14 protein-coding genes are annotated in these 15,940 nt (G+C 65.6%); 2 read left to right on the forward strand and 12 right to left on the reverse strand.

Annotated features, from left to right (window positions below):
- Nucleotides 1-870 (forward strand): ABC transporter permease, encoded by an 870-nt coding sequence (locus tag K2O51_RS24935; RefSeq protein WP_220630912.1) that lies wholly within the window; start codon nucleotides 1-3, stop codon nucleotides 868-870.
- A gap of 71 nt (nucleotides 871-941) precedes the next feature.
- Nucleotides 942-1,211, forward strand: a complete 270-nt coding sequence (locus K2O51_RS24940) for a hypothetical protein (RefSeq protein WP_235679763.1) — start codon at nucleotides 942-944, stop codon at nucleotides 1,209-1,211.
- Between the two features lie 29 nt (nucleotides 1,212-1,240).
- Here K2O51_RS24940 and K2O51_RS24945 read toward each other — a convergent pair whose 3' ends face one another.
- The 12 genes from K2O51_RS24945 to K2O51_RS25000 form a co-directional block, all read right to left on the reverse strand.
- Nucleotides 1,241-2,446, reverse strand: a complete 1,206-nt coding sequence (locus K2O51_RS24945; RefSeq protein WP_011298449.1) for an O-succinylhomoserine sulfhydrylase — start codon at nucleotides 2,444-2,446, stop codon at nucleotides 1,241-1,243.
- A 286-nt stretch (nucleotides 2,447-2,732) separates the two neighbouring features.
- On the reverse strand, nucleotides 2,733-4,259 hold the full coding sequence (gene purF, locus K2O51_RS24950) for an amidophosphoribosyltransferase (RefSeq protein WP_011298450.1): 1,527 nt from the start codon (nucleotides 4,257-4,259) through the stop codon (nucleotides 2,733-2,735).
- A 100-nt stretch (nucleotides 4,260-4,359) separates the two neighbouring features.
- Nucleotides 4,360-4,857: a CvpA family protein gene (locus tag K2O51_RS24955; RefSeq protein ID WP_041680005.1), complete on the reverse strand. Its 498-nt coding sequence runs from the start codon at nucleotides 4,855-4,857 to the stop codon at nucleotides 4,360-4,362.
- A 35-nt stretch (nucleotides 4,858-4,892) separates the two neighbouring features.
- Entirely contained in the window at nucleotides 4,893-5,630 is a 738-nt protein-coding gene (locus tag K2O51_RS24960) for an SPOR domain-containing protein (protein ID WP_011298452.1), read from the reverse strand.
- Nucleotides 5,631-5,733: 103 nt separating this feature from the next.
- Complete coding sequence (gene folC / locus K2O51_RS24965; RefSeq protein ID WP_220630913.1) at nucleotides 5,734-7,044, reverse strand: bifunctional tetrahydrofolate synthase/dihydrofolate synthase; 1,311 nt, start codon at nucleotides 7,042-7,044, stop codon at nucleotides 5,734-5,736.
- A gap of 140 nt (nucleotides 7,045-7,184) precedes the next feature.
- Nucleotides 7,185-8,057, reverse strand: coding sequence for an acetyl-CoA carboxylase, carboxyltransferase subunit beta (accD, locus tag K2O51_RS24970; RefSeq protein WP_011298454.1), 873 nt, complete (start codon nucleotides 8,055-8,057; stop codon nucleotides 7,185-7,187).
- Nucleotides 8,058-8,248: 191 nt separating this feature from the next.
- Complete coding sequence (gene trpA, locus K2O51_RS24975) at nucleotides 8,249-9,046, reverse strand: tryptophan synthase subunit alpha (protein WP_220630914.1); 798 nt, start codon at nucleotides 9,044-9,046, stop codon at nucleotides 8,249-8,251.
- A gap of 1 nt (nucleotide 9,047) precedes the next feature.
- Nucleotides 9,048-9,962, reverse strand: a complete 915-nt coding sequence (locus tag K2O51_RS24980) for a DNA-methyltransferase (protein WP_011298456.1) — start codon at nucleotides 9,960-9,962, stop codon at nucleotides 9,048-9,050.
- Nucleotides 9,962-11,155 (reverse strand): tryptophan synthase subunit beta, encoded by a 1,194-nt coding sequence (gene trpB / locus K2O51_RS24985; protein WP_140951970.1) that lies wholly within the window; start codon nucleotides 11,153-11,155, stop codon nucleotides 9,962-9,964. The genes K2O51_RS24980 and trpB overlap by 1 nt, the downstream gene beginning before the upstream one ends.
- A 122-nt stretch (nucleotides 11,156-11,277) precedes the next feature.
- Nucleotides 11,278-11,994: a phosphoribosylanthranilate isomerase gene (locus K2O51_RS24990; protein WP_011298458.1), complete on the reverse strand. Its 717-nt coding sequence runs from the start codon at nucleotides 11,992-11,994 to the stop codon at nucleotides 11,278-11,280.
- Nucleotides 11,981-12,802 carry a tRNA pseudouridine(38-40) synthase TruA gene (gene truA / locus K2O51_RS24995; RefSeq protein ID WP_140951966.1) on the reverse strand — a complete coding sequence of 274 codons (822 nt, stop codon included), beginning with the start codon at nucleotides 12,800-12,802 and terminating at the stop codon, nucleotides 11,981-11,983. Before truA ends, K2O51_RS24990 begins: the two co-directional genes overlap by 14 nt.
- Nucleotides 12,803-12,919: 117 nt before the next feature.
- On the reverse strand, nucleotides 12,920-15,760 hold the full coding sequence (locus K2O51_RS25000; RefSeq protein WP_220630915.1) for a motility hub landmark protein FimV: 2,841 nt from the start codon (nucleotides 15,758-15,760) through the stop codon (nucleotides 12,920-12,922).
- Nucleotides 15,761-15,940 lie beyond the last annotated feature (180 nt).

Genomic DNA, 15,940 nt, shown 5'->3' on the forward strand with positions numbered 1-15,940 from the left:
ATGAGCGAACAGGATCCGCGTCCGGACACGGCAACTGCCGCAGCGACGCAAACCCGCACCCGCAACGGCAACGCCGCATCGGCACAGCACTATCCGCAGCCACTGCTGCCGCGCAATCTGCGCAACTGGATGATGGTCTGGTACCGCAACTACATGGTGTGGAAGAAGCTGGCCATCCCGTCAATGATCGGCAACCTGGCCGATCCGATGATCTACCTGTTCGGCCTTGGCCTCGGACTCGGCCTGCTGGTCGGGCAAGTGCACGGCGTGTCGTACATCGCCTTCCTCGCCGCCGGCACCACGGCATCGAGCGTGATGATGTCGGCGAGCTTCGAATCGATGTACTCGGCGTTCTCGCGCATGCACGTGCAGCGCACGTGGGAAGCGATCATGCATGCGCCGCTGACGCTCGGCGACGTGGTGCTCGGAGAGATCCTGTGGGCCGCCAGCAAGGCGGTGCTGTCGGGGCTGGCGATCATGCTCGTGGCCGGGGCGCTCGGCTATGCGCACATGCCGGGCGCGCTGCTGGCACTGCCGGTGATCGTGCTGGCGGGCATCACGTTCGCGAGCCTGGCGATGATCGTCACGGCGCTGGCCCCCGGCTATGACTTCTTCATGTTCTACCAGACGCTGGTGATGACGCCAATGCTGCTGCTCTCGGGCGTGTTCTTCCCGCTCGAACAGTTGCCCGAAGGCGCTCGCGCGGCGACCAATGTCCTGCCGCTCGCGCATGCGGTTGCACTGATCCGTCCGCTGATGCTGGGGCGGCCGATCGACAATGCCGGGTTGCATATTGCCGTGCTGATGGCCTACGGCATTGTTGCCCTGGTGCTTTCGCTGGTACTGTTGCGGCGCCGCTTGCTGCGCTGAGCTTCGCAGGCGGCCGGTTGCCGGGGCCCGATGTCCTGGCGCCTATTTACGTGCCCACCGGGCAGCCTTGCATGCCGTTTTCGTTTTCCGGTTTTCCCCGACCCTCATACCGCGTCGCCGCACGGCTAGTCGCGATCGCAACAGGCGCCTTGCTGGCAGGATGCAGCGTCGTTGGGGCGACCATTGCGGTAGGCAGCGCTGCCGTTTCCACCGTGACAACGGTGGGCTCCGCAGCCGTCAGTGTCGCTTCGACGGCGGTGGAAACCACTTACGACGTGACCAAGGCCGGCGTCAAGGCCGTGGCTGGCAGCGATAACGCAGCACCAGCCCAGACGCCCTGAGCCGGCACTATCCTTCCGCGGCTGTCGTCTTACTCGCCGAGCCCGCGCAGCAGATCGGCCTTCAGATCGGCCACCGTCTCAAGTCCCACCGCCAGGCGGATCAGGCCTTCACCGACACCCGCAGCTGCCTTGGCCTCCGGACTCACACGCGCGTGCGTGGTCGTGTACGGATGGGTAATCGTCGTACGCGTATCACCGAGATTCCCGGTGATCGAGCACAAGCGCGTGTTGTCGATCACGCGCCAGGCATTCGCACGCTGCTGCTCGGGCGTCGCACCCTTGAGCTCGAACGACACGATCGCGCCACCACCGCTCTGTTGACGCATGGCGATCTCATGCTGCGGATGCGACTTCAGCGCGGGATGGAACACGCGTGCCACTGCCGGATGCGATTCCAGGAACTCGGCGAGCGCCAGCGCATTGGCAGAATGCCGCTCCATGCGGATGGCCAGCGTCTCCATGCCCTTGAGGAGCACCCACGCGTTGAAGGCCGACAGCGTCGGACCCGCGGTACGCACGAACGGGAACACCTTGCCCATGATGAAATCGTGCGAACCGACTACCGCGCCGCCGAGCACACGGCCCTGCCCGTCGATATGCTTAGTGGCCGAATGCACCACGATGTCGGCGCCAAACTTGATCGGCTGCTGCAGCGCTGGCGAACAGAAGCAGTTGTCGACGATCAATTGGGCGCCGGCGTTGTGCGCGATGTCGGCCACGGCCGCGATGTCCGCTACCTCGGTCAACGGATTCGACGGGGTCTCCAGGAAGAACAGCTTCGTGGTCGGTCGCACTGCCGCGCGCCAAGCGTTCAGATCGCCCGGGTCGACGAAGGTCGTCTCGACGCCGAACTTCGAGAAAATGTTCCCGAACAGCGTCATGGTCGACCCGAAGATCGCGCGCGAGCTCACCAGGTGGTCGCCCGCCTGCATCAGCGACATCACCACCGACAGGATCGCGCTCATGCCCGACGCGGTCGCCATGCACGACTCCGCGCCTTCCAGCGCCGCCAGGCGCGACTGGAACATCGAGACGGTCGGGTTGGTGAAGCGCGAGTAGGTGAAGCCCTCTTCCGAGTTGGCGAAGCGTTCCGCGGCTTCGGCGGCGCTGTGGAAGCAGAAGCTCGAGGTCAGGTACATCGCCTCGGAATGCTCCATGTATTCGCTGCGCAGCGTGCCGGCGCGCACGCCAAGGGTATCGATGCCAAGCGATTCAGGATTGAGCGGTTGGTTCATGCTGGTGGCGCGGTCGTACCCGCGCGAATGCAGTGGTCTCGACAAGCCGGCGGCAAACGGCCGGCCATGAAAAAAGCCCGTGCGATCGGAGAGTCGGATCGACGGGCTTGCGTATTCTGCGGATACCTAGGGATTTCACGGCGGCTGCGCCGGAATTTCCCTTCTGACGGCTATCTCTTTAGCTGTTTCGGGCAGGACCCGCGTCCGCAAGCTGACTCTCAAATCGACGCCCGGCCATGTTACGGCCGGGCCTCGCATTCGTCAACGCGCACGGACGCGGCGCGGCTTACTCGTTGCCGCCCGAACGCTGCAGGTGCAGTTGCGAGCGCTCCATGTCTCCGGTGCCTTCGCGATCAGCCAAGCTGCGCGCCGTTTCCAGGCGATCCAGGTAGGCCTCGTCGATGTCGCCGGTAACGTAGCGGCCATCGAAGCACGACGCGTCGAAGTCGTTCAACGCGGGGTTGATGTCGCGTACAGCCTGCTTCATCGCTTCCACGTCCTGGTACACCAGCTTGTCGGCGCCGATGATCTTGGCGATCTCTTCGTGCGTGCGGCCATGGGCCACCAACTCGCTGCGCGTCGGCATGTCAATGCCGTACACGTTCGGGTACTTCACCGGCGGCGCGGCCGAGGCGAAGATGACCTTGTTGGCGCCGGCGTCGCGCGCCATCTGCACGATCTCGAACGACGTGGTGCCGCGCACGATCGAGTCATCGACGATCAGCACGTTCTTGCCCTTGAACTCGACGGCCATCGCGTTGAGCTTCTGGCGCACCGACTTCTTGCGCACCGCCTGGCCCGGCATGATGAAGGTGCGGCCCACGTAGCGGTTCTTGAAGAAACCTTCGCGATAGCCCACGCCCAGCCGGTTGGCTACCTGCATGGCGGCCGGGCGGCTGGAATCGGGAATCGGCATGACCACGTCGATGTCGCCGGCCGACACTTCCTGGCGGATCTTTTCGGCCAGGTAGTCGCCCATGCGCAGGCGGGCGTCATAGACGGGCACGCCATCGATGCACGAATCCGGACGGGCCAGGTAGACGTACTCGAAGATGCACGGCGTCAGCACGGGGTTGTCCGCGCACTGCTTGCTGTACAGCTTGCCGTCGAGGTCGATGAAGATGGCCTCGCCGGGCGCCACGTCGCGCTCCATGCGATAGCCGATGCCTTCCAGCGCCACCGACTCCGACGCCACCATCCATTCCTTGCCGGTGGGCGTGTCCACGCTGCCAAGACTCAGCGGGCGGATGCCGAACGGATCGCGCACGGCAAGCATGCCGTAACCGGCGATCTGCGCGGCAATGGCGTACGAGCCCTTCACGCGGCGGTGCATGCCGGAAACGGCCTTGAAGATCGTTTCCGGATCCAGCGCCATGCCCTGGCTCGCGCGCTGCAGTTCGTCAGCGAGCACATTGAGCAGCACCTCGGTATCCGAGTGCGTATTGATGTGGCGGCGGTCGCGGCGGAACATTTCCTCGCGCAGTTGCTGCCAGTTGGTCAGGTTGCCGTTGTGGGCCAGGATGATGCCATACGGCGCATTGACGTAGAACGGCTGTGCCTCTTCTTCGCTGGAGGCGGAGCCCGCGGTCGGGTAACGCACCTGACCGATGCCGGCGGTGCCCGGCAGGCCGCGCATATTGCGGGTCCGGAACACGTCGCGCACGAGGCCGTTGGCCTTGTGCATGTGGAAAGTACTGCCGTTGGCGGTGGCGATGCCGGCAGCATCCTGTCCGCGGTGTTGCAACAACAGCAGGCTGTCGTAAATCAATTGGTTGACGGGCGAGGTAGAGACCGCGCCGACGATACCGCACATGCCATGCTCCCAGGAAAGGCTTTGAATCAGGGGCGCAGCCCGGTCCTGAGGACAGGGCCTGCGTTTCGTACCGGCCAGGCATCGGTGCCGGGCCTCAGTGTCATGTCTTGACGTACTTCGCCAGCTCCGGTGGCAGCCATGGTTTCAGCGATTCCATAGCCTGCATCACATAGGGGCGGCTCAACGCGTCGCGCCAGAATTCCTCTTCCGGCAATTTCGTCAGTCCGGCCAGCGTGACCAGCAGCATCACGATCAGCGCGCCGCGCAGCAGGCCGAACACCAGGCCGAGTCCGCGGTCCGCCGGCTTCAGGCCGGTGCTTTCCAGCAGCTGGCCGACCACCGTGCCCGCCAGCGCCGCGCCGATCACCGTGCCGATCAGCAAGGTCACGAAGCCCAGCGCGTGGCGCGCGATCTCGCCGCCGGGCAGCGATTCCGGCATCCATCCGGCGGCCACGCCACCAAACCGGTAGGCAACCCAGAACGCCACCACCCAGCCGATCAGCGACAGCACCTCGCGGACCAGTCCGCGCAGCACGCCGATCAGGCCGGAAGCAAGCAGGATGAAGACGACAGCGTAGTCGAAGAAAGTCGGCTGCATCGTTGCAGGCGGCCGCATCGCGCGGCCACGCAGGCTTACTGTTCCACCACCTTCGACGCGAGCCCGGTCGCGCGTACGCGCTTGTCGGCGGCGTCGGCGGCATCACGGTCGTTGAAGGGGCCCGCGCGCAGCAGGATACGCTCGCCGTCAGCCAGGACTTTCCGTTCGACATACGCCGGCACCTTGCTCGCCTTGAGCTTGGCCAGCCAGTTCTTTGCCCTCTCTTCCGAAGAGAAAGCGCCAATCAGGATCAGGTACTTGCCGCTGCCTTGCGGCTTGGCATCCGCCGTCTTGGTCTCGGCGGGCTTGGTATCGGTACGTGCCGCGGGCTTGTCCGCGGCGGGGGCCGGCTTTGACGGCGCGCTGACCACTTCTTCGCCAGCGTCGAGTGCTTCCGCGGTGTCGCCCCGAGCCTGCTGGGACTGCGGCGCCGGCGGCAACGGATCCGCCTTGCGGGCTTCAACCTTCGGCTTCTGTGCACCCTGGCCGCCTGTGACTTTCACCGACACATCGTCGGACACCGGGCGCGGCTTGGTTTCGAAGATGATGGGCAGCACGATGACCGCGGCCACCACCAGCACCACGGCACCGATCAGGCGGCGGCGTGCGCGCTGCTTCTGCGGAAATTCGGGATCCAGCGTGTCGTCGGCATATTCCTCCGCGAGTCGACGCGACGAGGCGATGCCTGCACCAGGGTCGGTACGCTGCCTGCGCGTACGCTCGGGTGCCGGGTCGTTGCCCTTGCGGGAAGAAAACAGCGAAAGCAGGCCCATAGATTGGTTCGGTGCGGCGGCCGTCGGATTCGCTCCGTGCCGGCCGCTGGTTTGTCGCTCGATTGCCGCGAACTTGTGCCGCACTTTCGTGTGCGGCGCTGCGCTAGTTTGCCTGAGTGGCGCGGTATGCCATTACGCCGGCAACGGTATAGAACGATCCGAAGACCAGAATTCTATCATTCTCGGTCGCTCTCTCGATGGCATCGCGGTAAGCGGCTTCGGGGCTGGAAAAACAGGCCGCCGTGGCATCCGGCCCCGGCTGGAAACCGCCCTCTTCGAGCTTCTGCAGCAAATCGGCGGCAGTTGCCGCGCGCTCGGTCGGCAGGTCGCACAGGCACCAGTGATCCACCTTGTCGGCCACCTGGCGCAGGACACCCGCGAGATCCTTGTCCTGCATGGCGCCGAACACCGCGTAGGTGTAGCGGAAGAAGCCCATGTTTTCCAGGTTCTGGCCCAGCGTGGCGGCCGCATGCGGGTTATGCGCCACGTCGAGGATCACCGCCGGGCGTCCCGGAAGCACCTGGAAGCGCCCGGGCAGCTCCACGAAGGCCAGGCCGTTGCGGACTTCCTGCGCACTCACGGGCAACTGCGCACGCATCGCCTGCAGCGCTGCCAGTGCAGCCGAAGCGTTCAGCAATTGATTCGCGCCGCGCAACGCCGGATAGCCAAGCCCGTTAAGCTTGCGCTCGCGTCCGCTCCAGTCCCACTGTTGGCGCTCCTGGCCCTTGGCGGCCTGGTGGCGGAAATCGCGCCCGACCAGCCACAGGTCGGCGCCGATCGCCTCGGCATGGTCGATCAACGACTGTGGCGGCACCGGATCGCCACAGATCGCCGGCACGTCCGGACGGAAAATGCCAGCCTTCTCGAAGCCGATCTTCTCGCGCGTGTCGCCGAGGTATTGCGTGTGGTCGATATCGACGCTGGTGATCACGGCACAATCCGTATCGATCACGTTGACCGCATCGAGTCGCCCACCCAGGCCCACTTCCAGGATCATCGCGTCCAGCCCGGCCGCCGCGAACATATGGATGATCGCCAGCGTGGTGAACTCGAAATACGTCAGGCTGATCGGGTCTGCAAAGCTGGTGCGGGCACGCTCCACGGCCTCGAAGTGCGGCAGCAGTTGCGCATCCGTCGCCATCTCGCCATTGAGGCGCGCGCGCTCGTTGAACGTCACCAGATGCGGTGAGGTATGGCAGCCCACCTTGTAGCCGGCTTCCAGCATGATGCGCTCCAGCATGGCGCAGGTCGAGCCTTTGCCGTTGGTACCGCCGACCGTGAACACCACGGCATCAATGCGCAGGCCCAGCGCTTCCTTGACGCGCGTGATACGGGTCAGGCCCATGTCGATGCCCACGGGATGGGCGGTTTCGAGATGGGCGAGCCATTCGGGAAGGTTGTGGAAGACAGGCATGAAGGGGGGTGGAAATGCTTTGCTTCTAGATTTGGCCAGCCGGCCTGAAAGTCAAGGCCGGAGCTGACATTGCCTCGGCGCCAGGAAAAGCAAAAGGCGCGTCAACCGCCCGCGCCCTTGCCTGTGCCATCCGGCCGCTCTTACGCGACCGCGTCCGCCGGCTGCTTCTGCAGCAGCGCAAGCAACTGCGCCAGCTCGGCGCGCAGCTTGCGGCGGTCGACGATCATGTCGATGGCGCCCTTCTGCAGCAGGAATTCGGCGCGCTGGAAGCCTTCCGGCAGCTTTTCGCGCACGGTCTGCTCGATCACGCGCGGGCCGGCAAAGCCGATCAGCGCCTTCGGCTCGGCGATCACGACATCGCCGAGGAACGCGAAGCTGGCCGACACGCCACCCATGGTCGGGTCGGTCAGCACGCTGATGAAAGGCAGCTTCGATGCCGAAAGCTGGTTCAGCATCGCCGTGGTCTTGGCCATCTGCAGCAGCGACAGCAGGCTTTCCTGCATGCGCGCACCGCCCGTGGCGGTAAAGCAGATGAACGGCACCTTTTGCTCGAGCGCCGCCTGGGCGCCACGCACGAAGCGCTCGCCGACCACGGAGCCCATCGAGCCACCCATGAACTCGAACTCGAAGCAGCTCGCCACCACCGGAATGGTGTGGATCGCACCGCCCATCACGACCATCGCATCGGTCTCGCCGGTCTCGTCCATGGCGGCCTTGATGCGGTCGGGGTACTTCTTGCTGTCCTTGAACTTGAGTGCGTCCACCGGCACGATTTCCTGGCCGATTTCATAGCGGCCTTCGGCGTCGAGCAGCGCGTCCAGGCGCGCGCGCGCGCTGATGCGCATATGGTGGTCGCACTTCGGGCAGACGTGCAGGTTGGCCTCGACGTCGGTCCGGTACAGGGTGGACTCGCACGACGGGCACTTGACCCACAACCCCTCGGGAATGCCCTTGCGGGTACGGGGGTCGGTCTGTTGAATCTTGGGAGGCAGGAGTTTATCCAACCAGCTCATGAAAGCTCCTTTCGGATGACTGCCGCTCGCGATGCGCGACTTGCGCTACGCATTGGCCCGGTGAAACCGGAGGAACGGCAGGGAATCAACCCGAGAATTTACCATGCCGGCATGGTTCGGCCGAAGCAGAACACGCATGGCGCGCAGGCTCCGGCACTTTTTCGCCACCATCAGGCAGCCAACTCATCACTTCAGGCGTCCAGCGCCTCGCGAATTCCGGCGATGAACGCACGCAGCGATTCTACCGCGTGGCCGCGCGGCGCATCTTCGAGCAGCTGAACCAGCCGGCTACCGATCACCACGGCGTCCGCCACGCTGCCGATCGCGCGTGCCGTCTGCGCATCACGGATGCCAAAGCCCACGCCAACAGGCAGGTTCACGTGCTTCTTGATCAGTGGGAGGCGTGCCGCGACACTGTCGAGATCCAGCGTGGCCGAACCGGTCACGCCCTTGAGCGAGACGTAGTAGACATAGCCGCTCGCCACCTTGCCAACGGCCTCGATGCGCGCATCCGTCGAAGTCGGCGCCAGCAGGAAGATCGGATCGATGCCGTTGTCGCGCATCAGCACGGCGAACGACTCGCACTCTTCCGGCGGATAGTCGACCACGAGCACGCCGTCCACGCCAGCAGCACCAGCGGCCTTGGCAAATGCGGCCTCGCCCATGCGCTCGATCGGGTTGGCATAGCCCATCAGCACGACCGGCGTATCGGCATTGGTCTGGCGGAATTCACGCACCCACTGCAGCACCTGCGTGAGCGACACGCCATTGGCGAGCGCGCGCTCGGAGGCGCGCTGGATCACCGGGCCATCGGCCATCGGATCGGAGAACGGCACGCCGAGCTCGATCACGTCGGCGCCGCCGGCAACGAGTGCGTGCATCAGGTCCACCGTCAGCCCCGGTTCCGGGTCGCCTGCGGTAATGAACGGAATCAGGCCCTTCTTGTTCTGCGCGGCGAGAGCCGCGAATGTCTTCTGGATGCGTGACATATCAGGGAATCAGGTGAGGCAGCTGCGCCGACGAATCCTCGTCATTGGCAGCCGCCGATGTTGGGTTGCGGTCCGCCTCGGACCTGGCCAGTTGCGCGGCCGCGGCCACACGCCCGCGCGCCACCTCGACATACTCGGGATTGATCTCGAAGCCCGCGAAGCGCCGGCCATGGCGCAGGCACGCCACCGCGGTAGTGCCGCTGCCCGCGAACGGGTCCAGCACCAGCCCGCCCGGCGGGCAGCTCGACAGCACCATGCGCTCGACGATTTCCAGCGGCTTCTGCGTCGGGTGATTGGCGCGCTCGGGATCCTGGCGGTGGATGCGCGAGATGCTCCACAGGTCCTTCGGGTTGTAGCCCATCTCGAGCCACTTCTTGCCCTCGAAACGCGGGCGGCTGCGCGCCTTCTTGGTCTCCGGGTCGTACGGAATTCGCACCGGGTCCAGGTCGAAGTAGTAATCGCGCGCCCTGGCGAAGAAGCCGATGTTGTCGTGCACCGACGAATACTTGCGCGTGGTGCCGCCCATGCTCGGCACGCGACGGTCCCAGATGATCTCGTTGATCATCGTCAGGCGGCGCTTGAGCATCACGAACAGCTCCGGCGAATACTGCCACGTGCAGAACAGGTACAGGGTGCCCTTCGGCGCCAGCTTTGGGCAGACGGCATCCATCCAGCGCTCGGACCATTCGAGGTAGGCATCGCCCGACAGCAGGTCGGAATCATTGCCGTAGTCCTTGCCCAACCCATAGGGCGGATCGGCGACGACAAGGTCGACCGAGCCGTCCGGCAGGCGTGCAATGCCTTCGAACATGTCTTCCTGGAACAGCTGCAGCGCAGGCGCGTCCGGCGCACCGGGCAGGTCCGAAGCCCCGCCCAGGGCCAGCTCCGACGGTACGGAAGGTGGCAGCGCGCGCATCAGAGCTTGAGCCCCGAGCGTTCGGCGACGGTGTGCATGTCCTTGTCGCCGCGGCCGGACAGGTTCACCAGCAGCAGCTTGTCCTTGGGCAGTGTCGGCGCGAGCTTGCACGCGTAGGCGATCGCATGGCTCGATTCCAGCGCGGGGATGATGCCCTCGATGCGGCAGCAATCGTGGAAGGCCTTGAGCGCCTCCTCATCGGTGATCGGCACATACTGCGCGCGGCCGATGTCCTTGAGCCACGCGTGCTCGGGACCGACGCCCGGATAGTCCAGACCGGCCGACACCGAATGCGTCTCGATGATCTGCCCATTTTCGTCCTGCAGCAGGTAGGTGCGGTTGCCATGCAGCACGCCCGGCGTACCGCCGATCAGTGCCGCTGCATGGCGCCCCGTGTCCAGCCCATCGCCGGCGGCTTCGACACCGATCAGCTGGACGTCCTTGTGCTCGATGTACGGATAGAAGATGCCCATTGCATTCGAGCCGCCGCCCACGCAGGCGATCACGGCATCCGGCTGGCGGCCAGTCATCTCGGGCATCTGCACCTTGGCTTCCTCGCCGATCACGCACTGGAAATCGCGCACCATCATCGGGTACGGGTGCGGGCCGGCCACGGTACCAATGATGTAGAACGTGGTCTCGACGTTGGTCACCCAGTCGCGCATCGCTTCATTGAGCGCATCCTTGAGCGTGCGCGAGCCACTTTCCACCGGAACGACGGTCGCGCCGAGCAGCTTCATGCGATAGACGTTCGCGGCCTGGCGCTTGACATCCTCGGAGCCCATGTAGACCACGCACTCCATGCCGAAGCGTGCGGCGATAGTGGCCGTGGCAACGCCGTGCTGGCCGGCGCCGGTCTCGGCGATCACGCGCTTCTTGCCCATGCGCTTGGCCAGCAGTGCCTGGCCGATCACGTTGTTGATCTTGTGGGCGCCGGTGTGGTTCAGGTCCTCGCGCTTGAGGTAGATCTGCGCGCCGCCGAGCAGCTCGCTCCAGCGCTGCGCATGATAGATCGGCGACGGACGGCCGACGAAGTGCTTCAGCTCGCGGCGGAATTCGGCGTCGAACTCGGCGTCTTGCTGGTAATGGGCATAGGCCTCGCGCAACTCATCGAGTGCGTGGACCAGCGTCTCGGAGACGAAGGTGCCGCCATAGGGGCCGAAATGGCCACGGGAATCGGGCAGGTCGTACATGTCTGGGCTCTTCAGGTCAGCGGCCTTGCCTCGCGGGCAAGGGCGCAAATTTTGACTGCGATGCGAGCGGCGCTACTGCAATTCGCCGGGGCCATGGTGAAGGGGCCGATCTTGCGACCGCTTCATCCTGCCTCGGCACTGCGGACTGCGCGCACGAACGCGGCGATGCGGGCGTGGTCCTTCACGCCCTTGGCGGCCTCGACTCCGCTGCTGACATCCACAGCGTAGGGCCGCACGCGTTCAATCGCGCCAGCGACGTTTTGCGCGTTCAACCCACCACTCAAAACGATGCGAGGAGCGCCGTTTGCGTTCGGGTTGCCGGGAGACGGATGGTTGGAAGCAAGCCATGCCGGAGGGATCAGGGTCCAGTCGAAGACGTGGCCGCCGCCGCCATAGCCCTCGACGAAAGCGTCGAGCAGCAAGCCAGCGGCATCGCGGTATTGACCGGCGAATTCTACCAAATCGAGCCCTGGCCGCACACGCGCCGCGCGCAGAAAAGGCAGGCGGCAGCGCTGGGCGGTCTGGGTGCAGGACTGCGGGGTCTCGTCGCCGTGGAACTGGAGCATCGTAAGGGGCACACGCTCGGCGACGTGGGCCACGTCTTCCATCTCGGCATTGACGAACAGGCCGACCACGGACACGAACGGCCCCGCGACCTCGGCAAGTTCCGCTGCGCGGGCCAGATCCACATAGCGCGGACTGGGCGGATAGAACACCAGCCCGATCGCGTCAGCACCCGCGTCAACCGCGGCGCGGACGTCGTCCTCGCGCGTGAGGCCGCAGATCTTGATGCGGGTGCGGGCCGGTGCCGCGGCGTCGGCACGCTCAGGCTGCGTCATGGCGGAATACTCCGTGGAACAGGCTGGCGGATGGGTCCGCCACCGGAATCTTGTAAGCCTCAGGATACTTCACGTCCGCGAGGTAGAGACCGTCCGGCATGAAGGTGGGCGCTGCGAGCTTGCGATCACGGGCGGCGAGCACTTCGGCCAGCCATTCCGGCGGATAGCGTCCGCGCCCTACCGCCACCAGGCAACCCATCAGGTTGCGCACCATGTGATGCAGGAAGGCGCTCGCGCGGAAGCGCAGGAAGACCCAGTTGCCGTCCGCCTTCAACGTCACGTCATACATGGTCTTGACCGGTGACTTGGCCTGGCACTCGGCCGCACGGAACGACGAGAAATCCTGCTCGCCAAGCAGGCAGCGCGACGCGGCCTGCATGGCATCCACGTCAAGCCTCTGGCCCGGCGGCAACATAAGGTACCCGGCCCGGCCATGCGCGAGTGGCACGCGGTGCGGGCCAGTGTAGAGCGCGTAATAGTACATTCGCTCAAACGCCAGGAAACGCGCATGGAAACTCTCGTCGACCGGCCGAGCCCATTGCAGCGCGATCGACGGCGGCAGGAAAGCATTGATGCCGCGCACCCATGAGAACGTGGTGCGATCCAGCGTCGTGTCGAGATGGATCACCTGCCCCAGCGCATGGACGCCGGCATCAGTGCGCCCGGCAACGGTCGTCAACAGGCGCACGCCCGCGAAGCGCTCGATGGCGTCTTCGAGGTAATCCTGCACGGTGTTGCGATGCGGCTGCGACTGCCAGCCCGAAAAGGCGGCACCGTCGTAGTGGAGGCCGATGGCGATGCGGTTCATGGAGCGGGAAACTGGCCTGCGATGGCCGACAAAAACAAATGCGCCGGAAGGGACGCTTCCGGCGCATCACTTCGGGCCGCGGCATGACTGCCGCCTGCCCGGATCGTCGATGATAACTCAGACCACCTCAAGCAGCAGCGAACGCGCCTCCGCCTGCAGGTCGTCCTGCGACTGCTCCACGACTTCCTGCAGCAGCTCGCGCGCCCCTTCCTTGTCGCCGATCTCGATATAGGCGCGGGCCAGGTCCAGCTTGATCTGCATGTCGCGCCCACCGTCCATGCCGTCTGTCGACAGCGTGCTCGGCGAAACGCCCGGCGTGGTGTCGGGACCGGTGTCGCCCAGGGCGGCCAGATCGATCGGCTCTGGCAGTTTGCCGTCCCGGATCATGGTCGGCGAAGGAAGCTGCGTGGTCGCATCGGCTTCGTCCCTGGACTCGGTGGCGGCGTCGGCATTGAAGTCGAGCGAGAGGCCCGACATGTCGAATTCCATCATGCGAGAGCGGGTCGGCGTGTCCAGCCGGGGCACGTCTGCGAGGGTGTCGTCACCGTCGACCGGCAGCGTCAGGTCCAGGTCACCGTCGAACTTCGCTGCAGGCTCCAGCGGTGCGTCGGCGCGCATGGCGGTGTCGCTGAAGACCAGCGACGCCGACTCCGGCGCAATGATCGGATCACCAGCCGCCGGTGCCGGGAAGGCATCCAGCGGCAGCGCCAGATCACCCAGCGAAGGTTCGCGCGGCGCCACGGCCGGATCGTGCGACGGGTCCTGCGTGCGCCACTGGTCCGACGCCGGCGTGGACGTTTCCGGCCCGCTGCTCGTGTCCGGCGACACCGCCAGGTACAACGCATTGCCCGCATCGAGTGCGCGCCCCATTTCCGCGGCCTTGAGCCATTCCGCCCCTTGTCCGCCGGTCTGGGCGAACATCTCTTCTGCAATCACGCGGAAACCTTCCACATCCTGACGATTACTGTAAATCTCCAGGAGCTTGAGCCGGATCGGCTGCTGCTCCGGGTCCTTCTCGAGCGCTTCACGCAGGATCTCTTCCGCCTGCACGTCGCGCCCGTAGGCGATATAGACCTCCGCCTCGGCGAGCGGGTCGACCTCGCTGGCTTCCGGCATGTTGTTGCCGATGCGGAAATCCGCGCCGAACACGCTGTGCTGCGACGTGTCCACGCTCTGCCCGCCGGCTGCACCGAACAGCGAATTGGCGCCGGCCATCACGGTGCTTTCCTGCGACAGGATGGAGTCACCGAAGGCTCCGCCATCCGCCGACTTCTGCTGCTGGCGGCGACGGTAGATCGCATAGCCGCCAAGCAGCGCCACCAGCAGGCCACCACCGGGCAACAGCATAGGATTGGCCAGCAGACCGTCGAGGAACGACGGCTCCGGCGCCGGCTCGGCCTGGACCACGACCGGTGGACGCTTGGGTGCGGGCGCTGCAGCCTGTGCAGTGCTGGCACCGGCAACCGGTGCCGAGGCAGCCGGAGTAGCCGGACTAGTAGCCACCGCAGCGGTTGCCGCCGCTGCAGCCTGGGCCGGCGCGGCACTTGCGGCATCGACTTGTGCCGTCGGTGTGGCCGGTGCGGCCTGGGCCGGTGCATCAGTCTTAGGCGGTTCGGCCGCGACCACGGTCGGCGCCTTGGCTTCCGCCGGCGCAGCCTTTTCCGCCCTGCCCTTGTCGGCCGCAGCGGCCTGGTTAGCCTGGTTGGCCTGGTTGGCCTGGGATAGCTTGGCGATCTCGCTGTTCTTCAGCTCGAGCAGCTTCTGCATGTCGCCAACGTTCTTCTGCAACTGCGCCAGCCGCGATTCGGCTTCCTTCAGTTGCCGGTCGCGCGCGACGTTTTCCTCGGCCTGCGCGGTGGCATTAGCCTGGCCCGCGCGCTCGCCCTTGCTCAGCTTGAGTTCGTTCTGCGGACCAGCGGCCGGAACGGCCTGGTCCTGCACGCGCGCCGTGACATTGCCCGACTGCTGGCGCCCGCTGTCCGCCTCGACCGACTTCGCCGCGGCAGCACCAGCCAGCCGGCTGCGGTACGCGTCAAAGCCCTGCGTACGGGCCACCACCTCGCGGCGAGCGGCCTTGGGCGTGAGCGACTGCGCCTGCTGGCGCGAAGGCACCTGCAGCACCGTGCCGGATTTCAGGCGGTTGATATTGCCGCCGATGAAGGCATTAGGATTATTGCGGTACAGCGCGACCAACATCTGATCGAGTGATACGCCCTCCTGATCGAGCAGCGCATCGTTGGCGATCGACGACAGCGTGTCCCCGCGCTTGACCGTGTACGCTCCGCTTGCCGGTGACTCGCCCCCGGTGACAGCCTGAGCCGCGTGGCTACGACGACTGGCGGGCTGCCTCGCGGGCCTTGCGGCCTGCGCCTGCGCTTGGGCAGCGGGCTGCGTGCTCTGGGCGGCAGCCGGTGCGGGTTCCTGCAATGGCACCGGCGCCGGTGCGGCAGCCGGCGAGGCATCCGGCGTGGCGGCCTGCACGACCGTCGCCGGCGAGAAAGTCTGGTTGGAAGGCTTGGCCCCGGCGGGGTCAAGCAGGAAAGTATAGGCCCGCGACACCTTGCCGCTGGACCAGCTCATGTCGATCAGAATATCGACGAACGGCTCGCTGATCGGCTGGCTGGACCGGACCTTGGCCACGTAGCTGCCATTGGGACGGCGCTCGATATCGAGTCGCAAGCTGCTCACGGCCGGCAGATACGTCAGCCCCGCGCTTGCATACGCCGCCGGCGAGGCCAGCTTGACGTTCAATCCCGCTGCCTCTTCGGCAGTCACCCCGCTGATGTCGATCTCCGCCTGCAGCGGTTGCCCCAGATTCGACTGTACCCGCAATTGCCCGAACCCCGCGGCATACGCAGCTGGCTGCGCAAGCAGCAGCCCGAGAGCCGTGACGGCCAGCGTTGACCAGCGCTGACGGACGGTTGGCGCATTCTTCCGGCGATGTTGGCTCACACTCACCTTATGCTCCGTTATGTTTTAGTAGCGATAGAAACCCGACCCCAAAGCATTCACTCCGGCCAGCGGGCATTCTAGTGTGCCTCTCACCGGATTGCGCAAGCGTGCCGACGGAGGGCCGGCAAGCGGTCGCATGCCGGCGTATTGTGACGCATCGCCCGAAAAAATAGGCGTTCAGATGTA

The organism is Cupriavidus pinatubonensis (genome assembly GCF_019602855.1).
Classification (GTDB): domain Bacteria; phylum Pseudomonadota; class Gammaproteobacteria; order Burkholderiales; family Burkholderiaceae; genus Cupriavidus; species Cupriavidus pinatubonensis.

What these genes read in the sequence shown, in the direction of transcription:
- K2O51_RS24935 (WP_220630912.1), top strand. Translation starts at nt 1, where the DNA reads ATGAGCGAACAGGATCCGCGTCCGGACACGGCAACTGCCGCAGCGACG.
- K2O51_RS24940 (WP_235679763.1), top strand. Translation starts at nt 942, where the DNA reads ATGCCGTTTTCGTTTTCCGGTTTTCCCCGACCCTCATACCGCGTCGCC.
- K2O51_RS24945 (WP_011298449.1), bottom strand. Translation starts at nt 2,446, where the DNA reads ATGAACCAACCGCTCAATCCTGAATCGCTTGGCATCGATACCCTTGGC.
- purF (WP_011298450.1), bottom strand. Translation starts at nt 4,259, where the DNA reads ATGTGCGGTATCGTCGGCGCGGTCTCTACCTCGCCCGTCAACCAATTG.
- K2O51_RS24955 (WP_041680005.1), bottom strand. Translation starts at nt 4,857, where the DNA reads ATGCAGCCGACTTTCTTCGACTACGCTGTCGTCTTCATCCTGCTTGCT.
- K2O51_RS24960 (WP_011298452.1), bottom strand. Translation starts at nt 5,630, where the DNA reads ATGGGCCTGCTTTCGCTGTTTTCTTCCCGCAAGGGCAACGACCCGGCA.
- folC (WP_220630913.1), bottom strand. Translation starts at nt 7,044, where the DNA reads ATGCCTGTCTTCCACAACCTTCCCGAATGGCTCGCCCATCTCGAAACC.
- accD (WP_011298454.1), bottom strand. Translation starts at nt 8,057, where the DNA reads ATGAGCTGGTTGGATAAACTCCTGCCTCCCAAGATTCAACAGACCGAC.
- trpA (WP_220630914.1), bottom strand. Translation starts at nt 9,046, where the DNA reads ATGTCACGCATCCAGAAGACATTCGCGGCTCTCGCCGCGCAGAACAAG.
- K2O51_RS24980 (WP_011298456.1), bottom strand. Translation starts at nt 9,962, where the DNA reads ATGCGCGCGCTGCCACCTTCCGTACCGTCGGAGCTGGCCCTGGGCGGG.
- trpB (WP_140951970.1), bottom strand. Translation starts at nt 11,155, where the DNA reads ATGTACGACCTGCCCGATTCCCGTGGCCATTTCGGCCCCTATGGCGGC.
- K2O51_RS24990 (WP_011298458.1), bottom strand. Translation starts at nt 11,994, where the DNA reads ATGACGCAGCCTGAGCGTGCCGACGCCGCGGCACCGGCCCGCACCCGC.
- truA (WP_140951966.1), bottom strand. Translation starts at nt 12,802, where the DNA reads ATGAACCGCATCGCCATCGGCCTCCACTACGACGGTGCCGCCTTTTCG.